Raw genomic sequence first — 20,890 nt, forward strand, 5'->3', positions numbered from 1 at the left:
AGGTTGAAGGAGAATGCGCACTGTATTTTACTTCAACTCCTGCTTTTTTAGATGTTTTGCCACCTCGACCTTCATGTCACACAGGGACCGTTTCGCTTCTTTGCCGAAAAAGGACGAGGGGAGGTGCCCGCGAGTTTTTTTATTTAGAACATGCTGGAGAAATAGTTGACAGTTTACTGATTTTATGGCATACTTCATTTAACTACAAAGAAACCTTTAATTCAGTCCTGTGAGGCTGGCAAGGAAATCGGACATGTTCAGTAAAGATGGGGAGTTGTGTATACTCCTGATTTTTCTTGAACCTGAAAAGCTTTCTGCCTCTCGCAGAAAGCTTTTTTTATGCCTGATCATTTAGTTTACGGGCAAAATAATTTTATGTACGTAAGGAGAGAAGCGTGACGACGATGAATGAGTGGAAAGAAAAGAATGTACTTCTGGATGAAGCTGCTATGCGCCGGGCGCTGACCCGGATTGCCCATGAGATTATTGAGCGAAATAAAGGCGTAGAAAATTGTGTGCTTATCGGTATCCGTACAAGAGGGATTTACCTGGCGCAACGCCTCGCAGAGCGCGTTGCGCAAATCGAAGGCCAAAGAATAGCTGTTGGGGAGCTAGACATTACGCTTTACAGAGATGATTTGACCCGTAAACAGGCTCAGCCGACGATTAAAGGCAGTGAAATTGATGAAGATATCACGAATAAGAAAGTAATTCTCGTCGATGATGTGCTTTTTACAGGCCGTACGGTACGAGCTGCACTGGATGCGCTGATGGATATCGGGCGCCCAGAGATGATTCAATTGGCGGTACTCATCGATCGCGGACACCGCGAGCTCCCAATCCGACCGGATTATGTTGGCAAGAACGTACCAACTTCTAAGGAAGAGATGATTGTTGTGGAGCTTGCGGAAGTCGATAAACGTGAGTGTGTGACAATTTTAGAGAAAAACAAGTAAAACAACCAAGGTAAGTGAATCCAAACATACCCTTTAACTCAGTCCTGTGAGACTGGTAAGGAAGGAGAAAACAAAATGACAAAGAAGGACTATATTGATGTACACGAAACGCCTGCTATTCAGAAGCTTATACCGCTGAGTTTGCAGCATTTGTTTGCCATGTTCGGGTCGACTGTGCTGGTACCGCTTCTGACAGGGCTTGACGTATCCGTCGCGCTGCTGACGAGTGGGATTGGCACGCTCCTGTTCTTACTGATTACAAGGGGTAAATTGCCGAACTATCTAGGGTCCTCCTTTGCTTTTATCGGTCCGATTATTACGGTAAGCGCAAGTCAGGGGGTTGGCACAGCGATGCTCGGCTGTTTCATTGCCGGTCTGGTCTACCTTGTGGTAGCGCTCATTGTTAAGCTAGCCGGGATTAACTGGCTTAATCGCCTGCTTCCGCCTGTTCTTATCGCATCGATTATTATCGTTATCGGTTTAAGTCTTTCCGGTGTAGCAGTCGGATGGGCATTGAATGACCCGCTAAGCGACCCGGCAAAACCTGCCTACTCACTTGCTGCAGTGGAAGTGGCGTTTGTGACCTTGGCGATGACAGTAGTTGCTAATTTGTTCTTCCGCGGTTTCTTATCCGTGCTTCCGGTGTTAATGGGAATGGTTGTTGGCTATGCCTATACGTACATTCGCCACCCGGAATGGATTGACTTTAAAAGCATAGCGGCAGCGCCGCTCTTTATTACACCGAGCATGTGGGTAAAAGAACACTTCATTACCGGCCAAGTACTTGACGCGTTTACGTCTCCAGCTTCGTGGATGGCTGCGCTCATTATTGCACCGGTCGCCTTTGTTACGCTGGCTGAGCATATCGGTCACCTGTTGGTGACGGCCAATATTATGAATCGTGACCTCATGCGCGACCCGGGTTTGCATCGCTCGATTGCAGGTGATGGGGTAGCGGTTATTTTCGCCTCCTTCTTGGGTGGCCCACCGAGCACGACATACGGGGAGAATATGGGCGTTCTAGCCATGACGAAAGTGTACAGCCGTATGGTTATTGCAGGTGCAGCCTGCTTTGCCATCCTGTTCGCCTTCGTAGGTAAAATCGGCGCCTTCCTTATGACAATTCCGAAGCCGGTATTGGGCGGCGTTACGATTGTGCTGTTCGGTATTATTGCTGTACAAGGTATGCGCATGTATGTTGAACATAACATTGACTTTTCCCATAAGCGAAATATGGTGGTTGCAGCGATTGTGCTCGTAACCGGAATCGGAGGGTTCAAATTGGACTTCCACGAAATAACGTTCAGCAATTTTATTGCCCACCTGACCATCGACAATATTGCGATGGCTACCTTCCTTGGCATTGTGCTGCATGCGGTGCTGCCAAATAAGGATGTCGCTTTCGGAAACAATGGTAACCAAAACGAACAATTGCATAAGCAAGCATCATAATCATCCTTTAAAACAGTCCCGTGAGCCTGGTAAGGATGCCGTGATGTATGTGGAACAGGGGAGAGTAGCCTGCGGTCCGATCGTAACGACGGATGAATGAGAAAGACGGGCTCTTTTTTCCGAGTGCATATACGACAGGGCTTCTTACCGAATGGGACGGTAGGAAGCCCTTTTTGCTTAGCGTATACAAAAACAGCACAAATTGAACATTACTTACGATAAAGGGGAGAATACAATGGGTACAATTTTGCGAAATGGTCAATTGTTAATAAACGGAGAACTGGTAACGAAAGATATCTTAATTGAGGGAAACACCATCGAAAAAATTGCGGACGATTTAGAAACGGCTGACCACAAGGTGATTGACGCAGCGGGTAAGCTGGTTACACCGGGCTTTATCGATATGCATGTTCATCTGCGGGAACCAGGATTCGAAGCGAAAGAGACGATTGCTACAGGGACAGCGTCTGCAGCGCGCGGCGGATTCACTACGGTAGCGTGTATGCCGAATACGCGCCCTGTCATTGACACGCCAGAAACAGTAAAGCAAATCCTTAGCAAAACAGAAGCAGAAGGCAGTGCCCGTGTCCTGCCGATTGGCGCTATTACAGTACGAGAACTCGGCAAAGAGTTGACTGATATGGCAGCACTGAAAGAAGCTGGAGTTATCGCAGTATCCGATGATGGTGTAGGCGTACAGACAAGCAAAATGATGAAAGATGCAATGAAAATGGCAACAGAGCTAGGTCTTCCAGTTATAGCACATTGTGAAGATGATAGCCTAGCTGAAGGAGGTTGCGTACACGAAGGCATATTCAGCGAAAAGCATGGCTTAAAAGGAATCCCGTCTGAAGCAGAATCCATTCATGTCGGCCGTGATATACTGCTAGCCGAAGCGACAGGCGCGCACTATCACGTATGCCACATCAGTACGGTTGAATCAGTACGCCTGGTACGTGAAGCGAAACAGCGCGGTGCACGGGTGACAGCAGAAGTATGTCCGCATCATCTCTTGCTGTGCGACGAGGATATTCCAGCGCTGGACGCCAATTATAAAATGAATCCGCCACTGCGTTCCCGCCGCGACCGTGATGCACTTATTGAAGGACTAAAAGATGGCACCATTGACATGATTGTCACTGACCACGCACCGCACACGACGGAAGAAAAACAGCGCGGCATGGAGCTTGCGCCATTCGGTATCGTCGGTCTAGAAACGGCTTTTCCACTCCTTTACACGAAACTAGTGCTTACAGGTGCGTTCACGCTGCAGGAGATTGTTGAACGAATGACGAAAGTGCCGGCGGACGTTTTCAATTTGCCATGGGGCACCCTGCAGGAAGGAGCAGTTGCCGATATCGCGGTCATTGATTTGGAGATAGAAAAAGAAGTAAACCCAGAAGAATTTGCAAGCAAAGGACATAACACGCCATTCACCGGCTGGAAATTGAAAGGTTGGCCGGTATTGACTATGCTAGAAGGCCAAGTGGTATGGCAGACAGATGAGATGAACAGCGAAGGAGCGAGACAATAATGGCAAAACAAGCGAGACTTGTATTGGAAGACGGTACAGTATTCATCGGAAAATCATTTGGGGCGGAAGAAGAGTCACTCGGCGAGGTCGTATTCAACACCGGGATCACGGGCTACCAGGAAGTATTGTCCGACCCATCGTACTGCGGACAGATTGTTACAATGACGTATCCTATGATTGGAAACTATGGGGTTAGCCGCGATGATTTTGAATCCATGCGCCCGTTCTTACACGGGTTCGTTGTTAGGGAGCATTGCGAGGTGCCAAACAACTGGCGCAACGAGCAAACAATCGATGCGATGCTGAAAGAGTATGGTATTCCAGGCATTGCAGAAGTAGATACACGCAAACTAACGCGAATCATTCGTCAGCACGGTACACTTAAAGGTGTGATTACCACATCGGGTGAATCTGTAGAATCGTTGCTAGAAAAACTGGAAGCTCCGCTAATGGAGGGTCAGGTATCCCGCGTTTCTACGAAAAATCTTTTCCCAGTTCCGGGCCGAGGCCCGCGTATCGTACTGGTCGATTTCGGAGCCAAGTATGGTATTCTACGCGAATTGACCAACCGGGGTTGTGATGTTATTGTCGCTCCGTACAACGTGACCGCTGATGAAATTCGCCGTATTCGTCCGGATGGAATTCTGCTGTCTAACGGACCGGGAGACCCGAAGAGCGTTCCGGAAGCCATTCGTATGACGCAAGAGATTCTTGGCGAGTATCCACTGTTCGGCATCTGTCTCGGCCATCAATTGTTCGCACTAGCATGTGGTGCTGATACAGAGCGCATGAAGTTTGGTCATCGGGGTGGCAATCACCCGGTGAAGGAGCTTGCTACCGGCCGTACACATATTACTTCGCAAAACCATGGCTATGCCGTATCCGCTGAGTCAGTGATGAACACTGACCTTGAGATTAGCCACATCGCGCTCAATGACGGGACGGTAGAAGGTCTTATTCATAAAAAACATGCGGCGTTTTCTGTACAGTATCACCCAGAAGCCGCGCCGGGACCATACGATTCCAATTACTTATTCGACCGCTTCCTAGAGCAGGTAGCCACATTCGTTAAGGGGGAAAAAGCGCATGCCACGACTCGATAACATCAAGAAAATCCTTGTGATTGGCTCAGGTCCGATTGTCATCGGACAGGCCGCAGAATTCGATTATGCTGGAACCCAGGCTTGCCAGGCACTAAAGGAAGAAGGGTTCGAAGTCATCCTGGTCAATAGTAACCCGGCGACAATTATGACCGATACAAACATGGCCGATAAAGTATACATCGAACCGTTGACGAAAGAATTCGTCACACGCATCATCCGCCAAGAGAAACCGGACGGCTTGCTGGCTACCCTTGGGGGGCAAACAGGGCTAAATCTCGCGATGGAACTAGATGAAGCAGGCATTCTGAAGGAAGAGAACGTAGCATTGCTTGGAACGGATCTTGAAGCTATTAAAAAAGCAGAGGATCGTGAACTGTTCCGCAGCCTGATGCAGGAAATTGGCGAGCCGGTACCACCGAGTGATATTATCCATACGGTAGAAGAAGCGTTAGCGTTTGCTGAACGCATTGGTTATCCGATTATTGTTCGTCCCGCTTATACACTGGGTGGTACAGGAGGCGGTATTGTAACCAACGAAGAAGAACTGCGGGAAATTGTTGCCAGCGGTCTGAAATACAGCCCCATTACTCAGTGCCTTGTAGAGAAAAGTATTGCGGGTTTCAAAGAAATCGAATACGAAGTTATGCGTGATGCAGCTGATAATGCCATCGTCGTATGTAACATGGAGAACATTGACCCGGTCGGCATTCACACTGGCGATAGTATCGTCGTAGCGCCGAGTCAGACGATGTCAGACCGTGAATATCAAATGTTGCGCTCATCTTCGTTGAAGATTATCCGTGCGCTCAACATTCAGGGTGGATGCAATGTACAGCTGGCGCTTGATCCGGACAGCTTCCAATATTACATCATTGAGGTAAACCCGCGCGTAAGCCGCTCATCTGCTTTGGCTTCTAAAGCGACTGGTTATCCCATCGCGAAAATGGCAGCGAAAATCGCGGTAGGTTACACGCTGGACGAGTTGAAAAACCCGGTAACAGAGCAGACATATGCATGCTTTGAACCAACGCTCGATTATATCGTAACGAAAATCCCGCGCTGGCCATTCGATAAATTCATCTCCGCTAACCGTAAGCTAGGTACACAGATGAAAGCGACCGGTGAGGTTATGGCTATCGGCCGTACGCTGGAAGAGTCGTTGCACAAAGCCGTGCGATCGCTTGAAATCGGCTTGCATAGCTTGGAATTGCCAGAAGCAAAAGAACTCAGTCAGGAAGAATTGGAACGCCGCCTAGTAAAAGCGGATGACGAGCGCTTATTCCTTATCATGGAAGGAATGCGTCGTGGCATGACTGAGGAACAGATTCATAAGCTGACGAAAATAGATTACTTCTTCCTTGCGAAGTTTAAAAATATTATTTGTCTCGAACAGGAAATGGCAGAAGCAGTAGCTTCCCGTACATTTAATATGGAAATGCTGCGCCAAGCTAAGCGTATGGGCTTTACAGACCGCCGAATCGCAGAGGTCACTGGACTTTCATCCTCGGACGTTGAAGCCCAGCGTAAAGAAGCCGGCCTTATCCCGGTCTACAAAATGGTAGACACATGTGCCGCTGAATTCGAAGCGGCAACACCGTATTACTATTCTACCTACGAAGATGAAGACGAACGGGAAGAGACGGGCAAACCACGCGTCATCGTACTTGGCTCCGGTCCGATTCGCATTGGGCAGGGCATCGAGTTCGACTATTCGACAGTGCACGCTGTCTGGGCATTGAAAGAAATGGGCTATGAAGCAGTTATTATTAATAACAATCCAGAGACAGTCTCGACCGATTTCAGCACCTCGGATCGCCTTTACTTCGAACCGCTTTACATCGAAGATGTACTGCATATCATCGAGAAGGAAAAGCCAGAAGGCGTTATCGTACAATTCGGTGGTCAGACAGCCATTAATCTGGCGGCTGCCCTCGAAGAAGCCGGTGTAAAAATTCTTGGAACGGACTTGGCCAATATCGATGCGGCGGAAGACCGGGAAAAATTCGAAAAGCTGCTTCGTTCACTGGATATTGCACAGCCGCCAGGTAAAACGGTAACGACGGTAGAAGCTGCAGTAGAAGCTGCGGATTCTCTCGGGTATCCGGTACTTGTCCGCCCGTCTTACGTATTGGGCGGCCGCGCCATGGAAATCGTCTATAATGAGCAGGAATTACTGACATACATGCGCGAAGCGGTTAAAATCAATCCGGATCATCCGGTACTTGTCGATACGTACCTGATGGGTGCGGAAGTAGAAGTGGACGCAATTAGCGATGGTGAGAATGTGCTGATTCCGGGAATTATGGAGCATATCGAACGGGCCGGGGTTCACTCGGGCGACTCGATTGCCGTATATCCGGCGCAGACCATCTCAAGCCAGCTAAAAGAAGAATTAATTGATATGACGACTCGTATTGCACGGGGTCTGCAAATCAAAGGCTTGCTTAACATCCAATTCGTCATCCATAAAAACAAGGCATACGTGCTGGAGGTTAACCCGCGTTCTTCCCGTACCGTACCGTTCTTGAGCAAAATCACGAACTTGCCGATGGCCAACATTGCTACTAAAGTGATTCTTGGCAGTACAATTCCAGAACTCGGTTACACGCCGGGATATCATCCGGAAGCGGCTCATGTTTCTGTAAAAGTTCCGGTATTCTCTTTCGCCAAGCTTCGCCGTGTTGACACGACACTTGGGCCGGAGATGAAATCAACGGGTGAGGTTATGGGACGCGACACAAATTTGGCTAAAGCACTATATAAAGGGCTTATTGCTTCCGGTATGAGCATTCCAACGCATGGTTCGCTGCTGGTGACGGTTGCTGACAAAGACAAAGAAGAAGCACTCGATATTATTAAAAGCTTCCATCGTCTTGGCTTTAAATTATTGGCAACAGAAGGAACGGCGCGTTACCTGGAAGGTAAAGGAATGAGCGTAACGTGCGTGCGCAAAGTAAACGAAGCGTCGCCGAATATGCTTGACATCATCCGTGAAGGGGAAGCAAGCTTCGTGTTGAATACATTGACGAAAGGCAAAACCCCTGAGCGTGACGGATTCCGCATCCGCCGTGAGTCAGCGGAGAATGGTGTAGTCTGCCTGACATCGCTTGATACGGCACAAGCGCTGCTTCGTGTACTCGAAGCAATTACGTTCAGCGCTGAGTCTATGCCGCGCTTTTCAGCACCAGAGGGGGCGTATGTGCATGAATAAGGGCGTGCTTAACGTCATTTCTAATTCGAGCATTGCCGAACGAATTTTCCGGTTGGAAGTGGAGGGAGATCTGGTAGGCTGCATGACGCAGCCTGGCCAGTTCGTCCATGTTAAATGTGGCACAGGTATTGATCCATTGTTGCGCCGTCCTATCAGTATTTGTGATGTAGACATCGAACGCCGCAGATTAACGATGATCTACCGTGCGGAAGGTCATGGTACACATGTATTAAGTCAATACGTACCAGGGCAGCCGTTGGACATTCTTGGTCCATTGGGAGAAGGGTTTCCGGTAGAAGGACGCAAAGTTGGCGAACACGCGTTGCTTGTCGGAGGTGGCATTGGAGTCCCGCCGCTCTATTATCTTGGTAAAGAACTGAAAAAACGAGGCGTACGTGTAACATTTGTCATCGGATTTGGTACGGCCTCGCAGGTATTTCTGAAACGTGAGCTGGCTGAGCTGGGTGAAGTCCATGTCGTTACCCTCGACGGGACGGCTGGCATAAAAGGTCTGGTTACAGATGTACTGACAGAAGAATACGGATTGAAAACGTCAGATTGGGATGTTTTGTATTCATGTGGTCCGCTACCGATGCTGCGCGCGCTACAGGATACATACCAGGCGGCAGGTAAAGAAGGCTACATTTCGCTCGAGCAACGCATGGGCTGTGGAATCGGTGCCTGTCTCGCCTGTGTCTGTCCGGTTCAAGAGCCGGGTGAAGGCAAGAAATACCGCAAAATCTGTTCTGACGGACCCGTCTTTGCATTCGGGGAGGTGCAGCTCGTATGACGACATCAGCAAAGAACCGCCTTGCGGTTAATATCGCAGGCATTGAAATGAAAAATCCGGTGATGCCCGCGTCCGGCTGCTTTGGCTTCGGGCGTGAATATGCCCAGTTTTATGATTTGAATAAGCTGGGTGCAGTTGCCGTAAAAGCAACCACCGTAGAGGAGCGTCAAGGAAATCCGACGCCGCGTGTCGCGGAAACACCGGGTGGTATGCTGAACGCGATTGGTCTACAAAATCCCGGGCTTGATGATGTCATGGCCTATGAACTTCCCTGGCTTGAGAAATTTGACCAACTGCCCGTCATCGTTAATGTAGCTGGTACAGTAACGGATGATTATATAAAAGTAGCGGAACGAGTGAGCGAAGCGCCGAACGTGGCGGGAATTGAATTGAACATCTCGTGTCCGAACGTTAAATGCGGTGGAATTACATTTGGTACAGACCCGGAGATTGCGGGACAGTTGACGGCAGAAATAAAAAAAGTCAGCAAGGTGCCGGTGTTTGTCAAATTATCACCAAACGTTACGGATGTTGTCACCATTGCCAAGGCGGTAGAAGCAGCCGGTGCAGATGGACTTAGTATGATTAATACGCTGCTCGGCATGCGCATTGATTTGAAAACACGCCGTCCCATTCTTGCAAACGGCACTGGAGGGTTGTCCGGCCCGGCGATTAAACCGGTTGCGATTCGCATGATTTATGAAGTTAGTCAACAGGTAAGCATTCCAATTATCGGTATGGGGGGCATTCAATCGGCGGATGATGTCATCGAATTCTTTATGGCTGGTGCATCGGCGGTAGCGGTTGGTACGGCCAATTTCGTCGACCCGCTTATATGCCCTACGATTATTGATGAGTTGGAAGCAAAGCTGGACCACTACGGTGTTCAGACCATTGGCGAACTGACGGGGGCGGGGTGGAAGAGATGAGTGAGATGAACAAACGAATTATGGTAGCGCTCGATTTCCCGGGAGTAACAGAAGCGAACCGCTGCGTTGATATGCTTGAAGGAACAGGCGTGTACGTAAAAGTAGGCATGCAGTTATACTACGCGGCTGGTCCAGACTATGTAAGCCGATTAAAGAATAAAGGCTATTCTGTGTTTCTCGACTTGAAAGTGCATGATATACCTAATACGGCAAAGGGCGCGATGCAAAGTGTAGCCGGACTTGGGGTGGATATGGTTAATGTTCATGCAGCCGGCGGGCGCAAAATGATGGAGGCGGCACGCGAAGGATTGGAAAAAGGTACACCTGCTGGTGCGCAGCGTCCATTATTAATTGGCGTCACTCAGTTAACAAGTACGACACAGGAAATGCTAAACACAGAGTTGGGCATTGTCGGCAGTGTGGAAGAATGTGTTGTTCGCTATGCACGTCTTGTACAGGAGGCCGGTCTGGATGGTGTAGTTGCCTCGCCGAAAGAAGTACCGTTGATTAAAGAAGCATGTGGGACTTCGTTTTTGACAGTAACCCCAGGCATCCGTCCAAAAGGTACGGATACAGGCGATCAGCATCGCATTACGACCCCGGAAGAAGCGTTTGCCCTCGGCTCTGACTACATCGTAGTAGGCCGGGCGATTACACAGGCAGAGAAGCCTCAACAGGCCTTGCACGACATTTTGGAAGGAGTAAAGCAATATGCCGACTAATACAGATACAGCACGACAAATTGCGGAAAATTTGTTGGATATTGACGCGGTGGCCCTGCGTCCGGATGAACCATTCACCTGGACATCCGGTATAAAAAGCCCGATTTACTGCGATAACCGAATGACTATGTCCTATCCTGAAGTCCGGCAGTTAATATATCGTTCTTTTGCTGCACAGATTCGGGAAAAGTACGGAGAAGCTCAGGTTATCGCTGGAACAGCAACCGCGGGCATTCCTCATGCGGCATGGGTGGCCGAAGAGATGGGGTTGCCGATGGCGTATGTGCGTTCCAAGCCGAAAGGGCATGGTAAAGGTAATCAAATCGAGGGTAGGCTTGCGGCCGGTGCTAAAGTTATCGTTATCGAAGATTTAATCTCCACTGGCGGCAGTTCGATTGAAGCGGCTCGTGCAGTGCAGGAAGCGGGAGGAGAAGTACTGGCCGTACTGGCGATTTTCTCCTACCAATTCCCTACGGCGGAGCAGGCGTTTGCAGAAGCGGGCTTTACATTCGAGACACTTAGCAATTACACAACTCTTCTCGACGTTGCCAAAGAGAAAGGTACGATTCGTCCGGAGCAAATTGAGACGTTGAAAGCCTGGCGTGAAAATCCGCAGGCGTACAAAGGATAATAAGGTAGCTGTAAGTAGAAAAGCACGTGCAGGGTATACCAAGTGGCTGTCCCTATTTTTTGAAGGGACGAGCGGGAGCCCTGCGCGTGTTTTTTTATCTATGGTTTTAGAATAATGAGCAGTGGTAAATGATATATTATAGAAAGAAGGTATGGTGGATTTCGATATGAATGCAAGGCAAAAACATAGTACTTTCTCATACTAGCCTGTCGAAACCCAGGGCCATGCAACAGCATCAGAGAGGGCGGATTTATGAGATGGACAAAAAGGAATGGGATGCTTTGTACACATCGCATCAGAATTGGAAGGAGTTTGTTTGCGATTTATTAGATAAAAAAGAAATCCAGGATGAGGATACCATTCACCGCATCCAGATGGAAATACAAGAGATAGATCAACTCCTCAAAAAAATAGGAGATGAATGGAAATGCTGAGCATGCATACGACAAAGTAGAAAAGTGGACCCCACATATTATGGAAGTCCACTTTTTTGTTGTTGATTGGCCGATTCGACATAGGCAGGTACAATCCGGTAGCGTGCTAGCAGATGGTATACTTTCTGAGCTATGCGCGGAAAATAGCGAATCTCTTGTACATCGATTCCTTTAAGCCAGAATAAAGCGATTCCGTATCCCCCCATACTGCACCCTGCGATAACCGCCGCCTCGATACCGAAGAACAGAAATGCAGGCATGGACACAAACGGCTGTATCTTAAAGCCGATCCAGACGATAGAAAGCCCGATAGCACAGAGCAGCAGGGATGACAGCAGAAAACCTCGCCACTTCTCGCCCAGAATAGTAAGCCGTGTATATCGGTTAATCGCCCTCAGATTGAGTCCCATTACGACAATAAAGCAAAGTGATGTTGCCATAATGATGCCATAAATGCCGAACAGCGGTGCCAGAGCATAGTTTCCAGCCAGCTTGGTGAGAATACCAATCGCTACATGGCGCATCGGCAAATCGGTTCGGCCCAGTCCTTGCAAGATGCCGGACGAGGTCATCATTAATATTTGAAAAATGGTTCCGAAACAAAGAAATGCAATAATCCACGCTGCTTTCGTATAGGTAGCTTCCGTATTGCTAAACAGGAAGCCGTTGACTGGATAGGCAGCTACCGTCAGATACAGCGCAGCCGGAACCCCAGTAATGAGCGCCACTCTCAGTGCCATTGAGCTCATACGCTGTACTTCCCGGCTATCGCGCCGGGAATGGGCAGAGGAGACAACGGGAATAATTGAAGAGCTAAGCGCGATCGCCAGAATAATCGGTAGGCCGGCTAACGATTGTGCGCTGCCGCCGAGAATACCAAGTGTTTCTACGGCCTCCTGGTACGTATGCAACTGTTCTGTAAAAAAGCGCAACGGCACACTCGGAACGTTTGTTCCTGGGGCATATTGGAGTGGACCGAGCGGTTTTTTGCTCAGCTTAACATCCTGGCCGAGGGTCAGGGTCATCTTTACTGGACCACGCTCATAGAACGCACGCTTTTTGTCGGCGTCCCACGTTAATTTGGCACCCATCGCTTTGCTGACTGGCTCAAGCGGCACCATTGTCGTATTGTTATTATGCAAGTACGGTGCTACTGGCAATATGATTTCCTTATCTCCAACCATAGCTTCCTTATGATTCACCGCTACAGAAATTCGTTCTTCCTGCGGTGTTAGCAATCGCAAGGATGTTGAAGTATCAATGAAGTAAATGAGCGGGACAGCCAGCGCTGACAGGGTAATCGGTAGTGATAACCGAATCATTTTACTATAGATTTGCCGATAGGTTAGCTTCGTGTGTGAAGCTTGTGCGGCGATTTGCTGTTTTTGCTCGGTCCGGCGTTTTTTGTAAAAATATATCATGACACCGCATGCGGCGATGCTCCCGGTCACTGCGCCGAAGGACGCACCTGCAACGGCCACGTCTTTGTTGTAGCCCATGTATAAGAGCAGGAGCGGTAGCGCCACAGCGGTAGCCACACGCAGAATTTGCTCCATAATCTGCGACAGCCCGGTTGGCTGCATGAACTGTAGGCCCTGAAAATAACCGCGCATGATGGCGATAAGCGGAAAGAGAAGCATGGCGGGCGCAATAGCACGAATGGCTAAGTCTGCCTGGGGTGCCAACGCGTATTCCGCATAGTACGGAGCGATAACCATCATAAACACGAACATGACAAAACCTGTTACCAGCGCAAAGTTGCGGGCCGCCTTGTACGTTTGGTACGCTTCGTGGTATTTGCCAATGGCTGTGTATTCCGAGATTTGCTTGCTTAGCGCGCTCGGTACGCCAAGCGTCGCGATGATAAGCAACATACTGTATATGTTGTACGAGATCGTATAGAGCGTCATCCCGTCGTTGCCCATGATATGCTGGAGAGGAACGCGCTGCCCGACTCCGAGCACGCGTGAGATAACTGCCGCCAGCGTTAAGATGAGCGTGCCTTTTAAAAACGAGTTTTTCGACATACTTCATTCCTCAAGACGTTGTGGTTTTGGTCTTCATAAGCGTACGAATGATTTCATCGTCCGGTGTCACAAATTGTGTTTTTTGCTGCTCATAAATAACGAAGCCCGGCTTGGCTCCTTTTGGCTTCTTAACGTAACGAACAAGCGTATAATCGATCGGGACCTGGCTGGATTGACGTGCTTTGCTGTAGTATGCGGCCAGATTTGCCGCTTCTGCAAGCGTAGCTTCGCCAAATTCCGTGCCGCGGATAACTACGTGCGAACCCGGAATGTCTTTCGTATGTAGCCATGTATCGTCCGGATTTGCTAGCCTGTTGGTAAGGTAATCGTTTTGTTTATTGTTTTTCCCTACGTATATCGTAGCACCTTCGCTTGATGTATAGCGCTCAAGCGTTGGATTTTTCGGTTTGCTTTTCTTCGTTTTGCTTGGCCGTGCACGCAAGTAGCCTTGTTCCGTTAGTTCTTCACGGATGTCTTCGATGTCCGCAAGTCCGGCATTCTCGATTTGCTGGAGTACAGTATCGAGGTAGCGCACTTCTTCTTCCGCTCCGGCAATCTGATTATCGACGACAGCCCGACTGTTTTTCGCTTTTGTATACCGTTTGAAATACGCTTGCGCGTTCTCTGCAGGCGTTAATGCAGGATCAAGCGAAATTGATACGAGCGGAGCTCCTTCCTCGTAGTAGTTTACCACGTTTGCTTCCGTTTGGCCTCTGGTAATTTGATAGAGATTGGCGGTAAGCAATTCGCCGTACACTTGATATTTACTTGCATCCTCTGCTTTTTGTTTCGTTTCTAGCAGTTTTTCGATTTTCTTCTCATTTTTATTTCGTTCATTGGTCACTAGTCGAGACAGATCATGCATGCGTTGCTTGACGGCGTCTCGTTCAGCTTTGCCATGATAGAATGCTTCGAGACACTCGCTTACTGTGGTAAATGTTTCTGTAACGGCATGAGGTAAGTGAGTTAAAGGTATGGCAGAAAAATATTCTTTGTGCTCCGTTCGTACAAATGTAGGCGTATACGTATGACGTTTCACCAAATCTGTTACCTCAGCGAATGCTCTCCAGAGCGAATCCTGCGTCGGCAAACCGGCGCGGTGCATGATTTCGTCTGCGATGAGCGGGCTGATGCCTTCGAATGCGCCAACGATTTGTTTAGCGATTTTCCCTTCATTAAATTGAATCCGTCGAATAAAATCATCTTTTGTCGCAGTAAGTGGATTGATTTTATGCTGTGGTGGCGGAGCAACATACGGACGACCTGGTAGAACGGTCCGGTAACGGCTGATCGCCGGTGTAACATGATGCAGACCGTCATGGATTATCCCGCTTTGTGGGTCCATGAGAATTAGGTTGCTGTGCCGTCCCATAAGCTCGAGTACAATTCGCTTCGTTCGGGCATCGCCGAGCTCATCGCGTCCGCGAATATCAAGATGAATGATTCTTTCCATATCGATTTGGTGTATTCCGTCAATAATAGCACCCTCGCAATACTTCCGGAGCAGCATGCAGAACATGGGTGCTTCCAGTGGATTTCGATAGTTTTTATTCGTGATATGTATGCGCGGAAAACTGAGGCTCGCTGATAGAAGCAAGCGCACATTCCCGTTTCGTGTCCGTATTTGCATAACGATATCTGTATCAGTCGGTTGGTGAATTTTCATAATACGCCCGCTTGCGAGCCTTTCGTTCAGCTCGTGTGTGACCGCGCGCGTTACTATCCCGTCGAATGCCATAAGCATCTCCTTTCTGCCACAATAAAAATAGTATAGTATTGAGCTGAAAGCTAATCAATAAAACTTTAGATGTATCAAGGGTTTTGCTTGTTTTATTTTTTTGGAAAAGGCGATTTGCCTACTCTTCCCTTTGCCTGATTTTATGGCCCTTTAAAGCTTGAAGTACAAAATCCGGCATTTCAATTGTGCGTACTGAGCTTTTTGTTTTCGGTGCCTGAAAACTAACGCCACCCTTTATTCTGGCTAATGTTTGACGAATACGCAAGAATTTCACCTTTTCGCATTCCCATGTAAATAACCAATGTATAGATTATACTATATCATACCTGTTGATTATCCATATATCGGAAGAAATAAGATGCACGTGTCGGCGTGTTCCCTCTACGCTTCCGTGCGGGAGACGAATCGACGCTTATTTAGGGCACAGTGTGGTGACGATTCACTCTGGATCGTACTGGATAATCAACACCTTTGATACTATGTATTCTTTTCCGAACTTTTCTTTTTTTCGCTTCTTCAAAAGCAGTTGTAAGGCAAGCTTGATTCGTTAGACGACAAGGGTGTTGTACACGAAGCAAAAGCTAGGCAGTTGAAAAAAGGTTGCCTTGCAAACGGGGTGACTCCATTGGAAAGCTAACACAAGAGGACAAAGTGTATAAAACACGTGTAGCCGAGCAGATGCGTAATGGAGATACGGTGCAACAACAAAACCAGCAAGCCTTACTTAATATAAATTACACTTGATAGTTTGACACGGTAGCGTGGTTGGAAGGAGGCGATTCAGAAAAAGAAGAGGGTGGATACGCCCTGCGATCTGGCAGAAGAAAGGCCAACGTGTCTTTTTCCGACCGCCCTTCCTTCTTTTCTTCCCTCCCACCCTAAAAATTTGTCGATGTATCAAATCAGATGTATATAGGAAATAAAAAGGCCGACACGGGGCCGGCAAGGATAAAGGATCGAAAGTTGATGAAAAAAGTTTCACAGCCTCAATATACCATATTTAGGTAAATGGGTAAATGAGGAAATTGATAGAGAAGGAAATAAAAAGAACCAGGGGGTCCTTGTTGCATGTAGGTGAAAAGTGGAATTTTGATAGGAGGGAGAAAAGGTAAGAGAAGAGGTAAGGGAAGAGGTTGATAATAAACAGCAAAAAGGGCCAGCATAAGCTGGCAGAGGAAACACCCCATGATAAACCCTTTCTCAGGGACGTTATTAATATAACTATAAAAGATAGTAAAAATGCGCAATTCTTTGGGAAGAAATTGAGGCTTGATTGAAAGGGTTTAGGCAATAAATAAAAAAGTCCCCCCTACTTATAGCAGAAGGGCGACGAGAGATAAGAGGTATCGAGAAATAGAATCGTGTATGATAAGTATTTCCTTTTCGCCTGATAAATAGACAAAATTTCTTCTAAAAAAAGGAGCGCCCCAAGGGGGAACCCAACATAATGCTATTTTCTATATGGTTTTTCTGTTTTTCCATCGCGCAGACAACGTAACATAAAGATAAAACAAGATGGGGAAAGTATAAGATACAATATAGGCTATTTGGCTCCAGAATTTGTTTACTACCTGAAGTTGGCTATAGGTTGGTATATAAATAAGAAAACTGACGAGCAAAAGCAAGGGCAAGATGTATGGAGGCAACTGCCAATTTCGTTTGTTAAAGAAGTAATTGATGTTTTTAGTGACAATAAAGAGAAACGGAAGGATGACGGCTGAAAGAGTGAACATGTAGAATGACACAAATATGATTTCAAATCGTTCAAGAAAAGGAAACTGAATCGGCTTTACGAGTGCAAGCGTGGGCCATAAAAATTCAGGGAGTTCATCTGGACTAAAGTAAAGGAAACAACTTAATGTGATTTGTAGGTAAACGAGTAAAGTAATGCTATTGGCTATGATAATTCCTTTCGCTGCAGCTTGTTTATTTTTTAGGTAAGGATAAAGAATCCATGCGATTTCAAATCCAACAAATGATACAATCGTTAATGGTACTGCATGTAAAATAGGAAGCCATCCTTCTTTTAGGACAGGCAGCATATAAATCCATTCCGCATCCTTTAAGGGTATCAATAGTAAAATCGGCAGCCCAAGCGTAAAGAAAAAGATAAATTGTGAATATCTGGCTAAGATTCGTATTCCACCCCAGAGAACCATACATACTGGAATGAGAAAGATAAGAGCAAGTAGAAAATGAGGAGTGTTTGATAAGATAAATACTTTAATGAGTATGACTACACGATAACAAATAACGACAGCAATAAATAAAGCTGAAGCCATCCATACAAGAATCCATGTCCTTCCTACCCATTTTCCCAGGTAACGTGTAAGTACATCATATATGGTAGCACCTGGGTGTTTTGCCATGACCCCAACCATGCATAAGCTGGCGATGAGGGTAATGATCCATCCGCCAATGATAGCAATCCATCCATCCGTACTTGCTACTCCTGCTAGGTCTGCAGGAAGTCTTAGGATGTTTGTTCCTACCTGTGCTGTGTTAATACCAAGGATATATTGCAAGAGTGTAATTTCCCTTTTTTTGGACTTATTCATGTACTCTTCCTGCCTCGATTGACTTTGTTTCATTCGTATCCATTATTATGTGAGATTGGATGTAAAGTTATCCCGTGGATATAAAATTCATTTATGATGAAGGGACAATAGCGTGAGAATGGCACATTGTTTGGCGCTAGGGGTGATACGATGATAGGGTTAGAAGATAAACGAAGGGGCCGTTCCGAAGAGGGATGGCCTTTCGTTATGTACTCTGATTTCATCAACAGTTACAAAATACTATTTTTTATTTATTTACACTGTTTTGATGTATATAATAAAAAACACTTACTTATTAACTTTTAATGTATAAAATTCATTAAATTTACTTTTCAAAACTAAATATTTTTAGAAAGGTAGAGAGTAAATGCGAAGAAAAAATGCTTTATCTTTATTGAGCAATGAAGAGTTATTAAAAATATATACGCAAGCCATGTCTCTTGAACTGGATGATGATTTTATTGAATTAATTAAGGCTGAATTAACAAGAAGGGGCGTTCGCTTTTAATATATAAGTGAAGGGGCCGTTTCTACGGGGCGGTCCATTTTCCGTACTTTAGTAGCCAAAAAGTGTATAATTCAGTGCAGTACTTGTGAATGGTGTTCAGAAAGCTGCGTTTAGAATGAGCAGGAAATACGTTTCTATGCGTTGAACCATAATGGCGAGAAGAGATGAAAAGATGAAGAAACAATTTACAGTCACATTTTTTTAGTGAAAATGATAAAATCTCGATTGATGTTATTGGAGAGAGCAAAGAAGAAGGTAGAGTCTCCATTGAAAAAACACGTGGTTATTTAGCTGAAGGAGATAAATCACTTAATGTACAAAAGGCTAGTTATTTTATAGTTAGTGATTGCTCATAATCACGATGCACGCGTCGGCGTGTTCCCTCTACGCTTCCGTGCGGGAGACGAACCGACGCCTGTTTGGGGCACGGTGTGGTGACGATTCACTATAAGGCTTCGCAGGACCTGTTCTTTAAATTACACAACAGTGCGAAGACCTTTGTATACTTATATACTACGCCTAGGATCTCAAAAACTGTTTTCTTTTCATATTGATGCGACTTGTGCTTGTTATTTGTATACAGTTCTTTAGTTATCAGTAATTACAGAATACAAATTTTTTCGGTATAGTGTTCCCTTTATTCAATAACACCGTATGTCGATATTTTTACGTCTGGCGTTATCGTTACGGTTGCCTTTGCGAACTCATCCGGCCAGCGGTCTTCATTTTTTTTCCAGTGCTCATATTGATATGCACGTGCATACCATCCGAATCCGAAAGGGTCTAGCTTTTCTTTTTTCACTTTTTCAACCAGTGCTGTCAACTCTTTTCTGAATTGCTTCGTGATAACAGCTGACAGACGATCCTTTTCTTTTAGCATATCCATATCAAATGTACGTTCTGAAAGGGTAACATTAAGCTTCATTTTGATGTCAAACACAAATCGGTTGTTTTTATAACGGGTTGTGATAGTACGCTTACTATCATTTATATTTATCGTTATAAAATCTTGTCCTTTTACATTTTGAAGTTTGTTCGGCTTTTTAAACGGAAGAGAAGGCATACGAACCGTAAACACCACCGGGTTTGTCGCTTCCTGCTGTAACATGAGGAGCAAGGCACTTTCTCGGCGACTCACTGACATTTTATACTTTCCTTTATTGTCCAGCAGTGCAGATCCTGTCACCACAAGCCCGTTTTTATCTTTTTTAATCTCTGAAATCGCTGGGGTAATTCCTTTATCAAAAACATACGTATGAAACTTTTGTGACGTAGTGAAAACCGTACCGTTGTACTTCTTTTCCACATCAATTACCTGAGTTAAATAAAGTGGAAGCGCCGGCTTATCTTCAAAATTGCTCTCCATGACGGAAGAGACTGGCCCTTTTACAGCGACCATTCGCATATTTCCCGTAATTTTCGGATCACGATACGTTACATCAAGATGCGGCATAATTCCTTCTTTTTTTAACAGCTTCTCACCAATCAACAGGGCCTGCAATTTTCCAATAACAACCACTCCACTGCTTGCACTGTTAAACACTTCTCTCGCCTGCCTCGGAGTATTTACCTTCGCTGTGAACACCTCATGCTTTTTCTTCACATCTTTATTAAAAATAGCACTGGCCTGATACACCGTTAATTTGTCATCATCATCTACATCATATGCATAAGCTAGAGATAAGCTTGTATCCTCCAAATCAAGCCGGTCACTATTACAGCCTGACGTTACAATAAGCAGCAAGCATGCCGCCATCAGCACAGTACGCCTGATCATCGATACCCTCTCCTCTTTCATTATCCATAAATGGTGACATACAGAAATCAGATGACTGGAAAGGCATACACAATAAAAGAAGCTGTCCATTCCTATGCATATACTGACAATCGTTGTGATAGCCTATGCAATTGCATAAGTGTAATCTCATTGCTTATGGGCCTGTTCCTTACATTATTCCCTCCTTCTAAAAGTCTTACTACAGGTAAGACAAAAGGAGGTTATTCTGTAGATAGATAGCATGAACCAAACATTGTAATTGCTCAAGGGACATAGAACATGCTGTTTCAAATAGAGGATAACAAGGTATTTCTCGGTTGAGAACGCGTTGGCAATGCAGCCAGTAAATGGAAAACACGTGAGTTAAAAAAGACCCGGCGCGATTAGACCGGGTTTTTGTTTGACCACATTTTTGCCACAAATTTAATTTGTTTCATTCGTTTTATTTACTTTCATTGATTAAAAACCGAGGAATAACATATATAGTATTCTATTTAACTGTATTTACTGCTGTCTTACA

The 20,890-nt window shown here is 46.2% G+C and carries 16 protein-coding genes; 11 read left to right on the forward strand and 5 right to left on the reverse strand.

Going from position 1 to position 20,890, the window contains the following annotated elements; genetic code table 11:
* The first annotated feature begins 404 nt into the window (after positions 1–404).
* The 10 genes from pyrR to AF333_RS33540 all read left to right on the forward strand — a co-directional run bounded on the left by pyrR (position 405) and on the right by AF333_RS33540 (position 11,762).
* Positions 405–956: a bifunctional pyr operon transcriptional regulator/uracil phosphoribosyltransferase PyrR gene (gene pyrR / locus AF333_RS09590; RefSeq protein WP_043066185.1), complete on the forward strand. Its 552-nt coding sequence runs from the start codon at positions 405–407 to the stop codon at positions 954–956.
* Positions 957–1,031: 75 nt separating this feature from the next.
* Positions 1,032–2,408 (forward strand): uracil-xanthine permease family protein, encoded by a 1,377-nt coding sequence (locus tag AF333_RS09595; protein ID WP_043066053.1) that lies wholly within the window; start codon positions 1,032–1,034, stop codon positions 2,406–2,408.
* Positions 2,409–2,643: 235 nt separating this feature from the next.
* Positions 2,644–3,942 carry a dihydroorotase gene (locus AF333_RS09600; protein ID WP_043066052.1) on the forward strand — a complete coding sequence of 433 codons (1,299 nt, stop codon included), beginning with the start codon at positions 2,644–2,646 and terminating at the stop codon, positions 3,940–3,942.
* Positions 3,942–5,045, forward strand: a complete 1,104-nt coding sequence (gene carA, locus AF333_RS09605; protein ID WP_043066051.1) for a glutamine-hydrolyzing carbamoyl-phosphate synthase small subunit — start codon at positions 3,942–3,944, stop codon at positions 5,043–5,045. The genes AF333_RS09600 and carA overlap by 1 nt, the downstream gene beginning before the upstream one ends.
* Entirely contained in the window at positions 5,029–8,256 is a 3,228-nt protein-coding gene (carB, locus tag AF333_RS09610) for a carbamoyl-phosphate synthase large subunit (protein WP_043066050.1), read from the forward strand. Before carA ends, carB begins: the two co-directional genes overlap by 17 nt.
* Positions 8,249–9,046 carry a dihydroorotate dehydrogenase electron transfer subunit gene (locus tag AF333_RS09615; protein ID WP_043066049.1) on the forward strand — a complete coding sequence of 266 codons (798 nt, stop codon included), beginning with the start codon at positions 8,249–8,251 and terminating at the stop codon, positions 9,044–9,046. The genes carB and AF333_RS09615 overlap by 8 nt, the downstream gene beginning before the upstream one ends.
* A complete protein-coding gene (locus AF333_RS09620; RefSeq protein WP_043066048.1) occupies positions 9,043–9,975 on the forward strand; it encodes a dihydroorotate dehydrogenase in 933 nt (310 codons plus the stop codon). The genes AF333_RS09615 and AF333_RS09620 overlap by 4 nt, the downstream gene beginning before the upstream one ends.
* Positions 9,972–10,697, forward strand: coding sequence for an orotidine-5'-phosphate decarboxylase (gene pyrF, locus AF333_RS09625; protein WP_043066047.1), 726 nt, complete (start codon positions 9,972–9,974; stop codon positions 10,695–10,697). Before AF333_RS09620 ends, pyrF begins: the two co-directional genes overlap by 4 nt.
* Positions 10,687–11,328, forward strand: a complete 642-nt coding sequence (gene pyrE / locus AF333_RS09630; RefSeq protein WP_043066046.1) for an orotate phosphoribosyltransferase — start codon at positions 10,687–10,689, stop codon at positions 11,326–11,328. The genes pyrF and pyrE overlap by 11 nt, the downstream gene beginning before the upstream one ends.
* A gap of 257 nt (positions 11,329–11,585) precedes the next feature.
* Positions 11,586–11,762, forward strand: a complete 177-nt coding sequence (locus AF333_RS33540) for a hypothetical protein (protein ID WP_158502407.1) — start codon at positions 11,586–11,588, stop codon at positions 11,760–11,762.
* A gap of 38 nt (positions 11,763–11,800) precedes the next feature.
* Here the strand turns inward: AF333_RS33540 and AF333_RS09640 are convergent, their stop codons facing one another.
* The 4 genes from AF333_RS09640 to AF333_RS09650 all read right to left on the reverse strand — a co-directional run bounded on the left by AF333_RS09640 (position 11,801) and on the right by AF333_RS09650 (position 18,118).
* Positions 11,801–13,789 (reverse strand): oligosaccharide flippase family protein, encoded by a 1,989-nt coding sequence (locus tag AF333_RS09640; protein WP_052812082.1) that lies wholly within the window; start codon positions 13,787–13,789, stop codon positions 11,801–11,803.
* Positions 13,790–13,799: 10 nt separating this feature from the next.
* A complete protein-coding gene (locus AF333_RS09645; protein ID WP_043066044.1) occupies positions 13,800–15,527 on the reverse strand; it encodes an Rqc2 family fibronectin-binding protein in 1,728 nt (575 codons plus the stop codon).
* Positions 15,528–16,251: 724 nt separating this feature from the next.
* On the reverse strand, positions 16,252–16,428 hold the full coding sequence (locus AF333_RS34920) for a hypothetical protein (RefSeq protein ID WP_235496285.1): 177 nt from the start codon (positions 16,426–16,428) through the stop codon (positions 16,252–16,254).
* Between the two features lie 556 nt (positions 16,429–16,984).
* Complete coding sequence (locus tag AF333_RS09650; protein WP_080787729.1) at positions 16,985–18,118, reverse strand: GerAB/ArcD/ProY family transporter; 1,134 nt, start codon at positions 18,116–18,118, stop codon at positions 16,985–16,987.
* A 334-nt stretch (positions 18,119–18,452) separates the two neighbouring features.
* On the opposite strand from AF333_RS09650, the gene sda reads away from it, so the two are divergent.
* Entirely contained in the window at positions 18,453–18,593 is a 141-nt protein-coding gene (sda, locus tag AF333_RS31640; RefSeq protein WP_080787728.1) for a sporulation histidine kinase inhibitor Sda, read from the forward strand.
* Positions 18,594–19,230: 637 nt separating this feature from the next.
* Here the strand turns inward: sda and AF333_RS09655 are convergent.
* Positions 19,231–20,367, reverse strand: a complete 1,137-nt coding sequence (locus tag AF333_RS09655) for a Ger(x)C family spore germination protein (RefSeq protein WP_407638672.1) — start codon at positions 20,365–20,367, stop codon at positions 19,231–19,233.
* Positions 20,368–20,890: the final 523 nt, after the last annotated feature.

Source organism: Aneurinibacillus migulanus (assembly GCF_001274715.1).
Taxonomy (GTDB): domain Bacteria; phylum Bacillota; class Bacilli; order Aneurinibacillales; family Aneurinibacillaceae; genus Aneurinibacillus; species Aneurinibacillus migulanus.